Here is a 3,172-nt window from a genome sequence, read left to right as displayed (position 1 = left end):
CTTCGATGTGCCGCGGCGCCTCGATGAGCCGTTCGATAAGAAGGGCGTCGTCGGCGAACGACGCGCGGGCGATACGCCGCGCGGAGGCGATGGCCTCGAGCAGCCCGTCCTGCTCGTGGACCACCTGCATGCCCTTGCCCCCACCGCCGGCGGAGGGTTTGACGAGCAGCGGGTATCCGATCTCCCGGGCCCGTCGGAAGATCTCCCCCTCCGTGCCGGCGCCGACCTCGAAGCCGGGCAGCACCGGCACCCCGTGCGCGGCCACGTGAGCTTTTGCGCGGATCTTGTCGCCCATCACCTCCAGAGCGCGATCGCCCGGACCGATGAAGACGATCCCCGCCGCGTGACACGCACGCGCGAACCCCGCATTCTCCGACAGGAATCCATAGCCGGGGTGGATGGCCTCCGCACCGGTCCGACGCGCGGCGCGGATGATCGCGTCTCCGTCGAGATAGCTGGCGCTCGCCGGCGCCGCGCCGATCCCGACCGCCTCGTCGGCTTCCCTCACGTGGGAGGCGTCGGCGTCGGCGTCGCTGTAGACCGCGACGCTGCGGATTCCGCGTCTGTGCAGCGTGCGGATGACACGTCGGGCGATCTCGCCGCGATTGGCGACGAGCACGGTGGTGAAGGGACTCTCGTTCATGTCACATCCGGAACAGTCCGAGTCGTGGCTCGGCCAGGGGAACGCGGGTGACGACGTCGAGCGCCAGCCCCAGCACATCGCGCGTGTCCGCGGGGTCGATGATGCCGTCGTCCCAGAGTCGGGCCGTGGCGTAGTACGGATCACCCTGCTCCTCGTAGCGGGATCGGATCGGGGCCTCGAAGGACTCCCGTTCGTCTGTCGTCCACTCCTGCCCGCGCACCGCCATCGCATCCTCGCGCACGGTGGCGAGCACCGACGCGGCCTGGCGCCCGCCCATCACCGAGATCCGACTGCCGGGCCAGGACCAGAGGAAGCGCGGTGAGTAGGCGCGTCCGCACATGGAGTAGTTGCCGGCACCGAACGATCCGCCGATCACGACGGTGAGCTTCGGAACGCGCGTGGTGGCGACGGCGGTGACCATCTTCGCGCCGTCCTTCGCGATCCCCCCGGCCTCGGCGTCGCTGCCGACCATGAACCCGGAGATGTTCTGCAGGAACACCAGCGGAACGCCGCGCTGATCGCACAGCTCGATGAAGTGCGCGCCCTTGAGGGAGGACTCGCTGAAGAGGACGCCGTTGTTGGCGACAAATCCCACGAGATGACCGTGGATACGCGCGAAGCCCGTGACGAGTGTGGTGCCGTAGCGACTCTTGAACTCGTGGAAGTCCTCGCCGTCGATCAGACACGCGATGACATCGCGGACGTCGTAGGGCCGATTGACGTCGAGAGGGACCAGGTCGTAGAGGTCGGTCGCCGGCCGGCCGGGGTCACGCACGACGACCGCCTCGGTGGGCGGCGGGGCGGGAAGGGTCGAGACGATGTCGCGCACGATCTGGAGGGCGTGGTCGTCGTCGTCGGCGAGGTGGTCCACGACCCCGGAGCGCTCGGCGTGGAGTCGGCCGCCGCCGAGCTCCTCGGCGGTCACCACCTCGCCGATCGCCGCCTTGACCAGCGGCGGACCGCCGAGGAAGATCGTGCCCTGGTCTCGCACGATCACCGTCTCGTCGCTCATCGCGGGCACATAGGCACCGCCGGCGGTGCACGAGCCGAGAACGGCGGAGATCTGCGGGATGCCGGCGGCCGACAGCCGAGCCTGGGTGTAGAAGATGCGCCCGAAGTGGTCGCGATCGGGGAAGACCTCATCCTGCATCGGAAGGTATGCGCCGCCGGAGTCGACGAGGTAGATGCACGGCAGTCTGTTCTCCCCCGCTATCTCCTGTGCGCGAAGATGCTTCTTCACCGTCATCGGGAAGTAGGCGCCGCCCTTCACGGTCGGGTCGTTGCAGACGACCACGACGTGGCGACCGTGGACGAGCCCGATCCCGGCGACCACGCCCGCGGCAGGCGCGGCGCCGTCGTACAGTCCGTCCGCCGCCAGCGGCGCCACTTCGAGGAAGGGGCTGCCGAGGTCCAGCAGGCGCCGGATGCGCTCGCGCGGCAGCAGCTTCCCTCGCGAGACGTGTCGCTCGCGGGCCGCGTCCGGGCCGCCGCGCGCCACCTCGGACAGCCGCCGGCGCAGCCGGTCCGCGAGCTCCGCCTGACCCGACGACGCCCGGGCGCGGAGCGCCCGGACCGAGGATGCCTCCATGCCCGTCTCCTTCGACGTCACGATCTCGTCACGCACGTTGTCGCCGATGACGAGCGTTGGCTAGTGTTCACATCACAGTTAGCGCTGACTAACTGAGACCAGGTTAGCGAGGATTAACTGAGATGACAAGGAGCGCCACGGACCGTGAGCGCGCCAAGGCGGATCGCCATGACGCGCTGCTCCGCGAGGCCGCACGACTGTTCGCCGATCGCGGGTTCAGCGGTGTGAGTCTGGAGGACCTCGGCGCCGCCGTGGGTGTGTCGGGACCCGCCGTCTACCGGCACTTCTCGGGCAAGCAGGCTCTCCTGGCGGCCATCCTCGTCGGCGTCAGCGAGCGACTGCACGCAGGTGGGACAGAGGTCGCCGCCGCGCACGACACGGCCGCCGACCGCCTGGTCGCGCTCGCGCGATTTCATGTCGCCTTCGCCCTGTCCGAAGCCGACGTCATCCGCGTGCAGGACCGCGATCTCGCCAATCTCTCCGATGGCGACGCCCGGACGGTGCGGCGTCTTCAGCGGGACTACGTCGCCATCTGGACGGACACCCTCGGCGCGCTGCTGCCGCATGCGGAGCCGGCCGAGCTGCGCGTGCGCGTCTACGCCTGCTTCGGTCTCATCAACTCCACACCGCACAGCGTGCGCGGCGTTCGCTGGAGTGTCCCGGACGGCCCAGCCGCGCCGGTCCTGGAGGCGATGGCGCTGGCGGCCCTCACCGCGGATGCCGACGCCTGATCGGGGCGCTCACGCCAGGAGCATCGCGCGGGCGGGGTCGGCCAGCAGCGCGCCCACGTCCCGCAGGAACGACGCAGCCTGTTCGCCGTCGACGACGCGATGGTCGAAGGACAGACTCAAGGTGACGACGCTCCGCAGTGCGATCGCGCCTTCGTGCTCCCACGGCATGCGCCGGACCGCACCCAGGGCGAGGATGCCGGCCTCCCCCGG

4 protein-coding genes are annotated in these 3,172 nt (G+C 70.0%); 1 reads left to right on the top strand and 3 read right to left on the bottom strand.

The window, feature by feature from the left end; genetic code table 11:
• A partial coding sequence (locus B4E30_RS08435) for a biotin carboxylase N-terminal domain-containing protein (RefSeq protein WP_286794707.1) occupies window positions 1-643 on the bottom strand: 643 nt, incomplete at its 3' end.
• Between the two features lies 1 nt (window position 644).
• Entirely contained in the window at window positions 645-2,231 is a 1,587-nt protein-coding gene (locus B4E30_RS08430; RefSeq protein ID WP_286794704.1) for a carboxyl transferase domain-containing protein, read from the bottom strand.
• Between the two features lie 122 nt (window positions 2,232-2,353).
• On the opposite strand from B4E30_RS08430, the gene B4E30_RS08425 reads away from it, so the two are divergent.
• Entirely contained in the window at window positions 2,354-2,962 is a 609-nt protein-coding gene (locus B4E30_RS08425) for a TetR/AcrR family transcriptional regulator (RefSeq protein ID WP_071043555.1), read from the top strand.
• A 9-nt stretch (window positions 2,963-2,971) separates the two neighbouring features.
• Here B4E30_RS08425 and B4E30_RS08420 read toward each other — a convergent pair.
• The coding region (locus B4E30_RS08420; RefSeq protein ID WP_286794701.1) for a 2-oxo acid dehydrogenase subunit E2 at window positions 2,972-3,172 on the bottom strand (201 nt) is incomplete at its 5' end.

Source organism: Microbacterium sp. UBA3394 (genome assembly GCF_002358725.1).
Taxonomy (GTDB): domain Bacteria; phylum Actinomycetota; class Actinomycetes; order Actinomycetales; family Microbacteriaceae; genus Microbacterium; species Microbacterium luteum.
The sequence above is the reverse complement of the archived record's forward strand: the minus strand, read 5'-3'. Positions and strand labels throughout refer to the sequence as shown.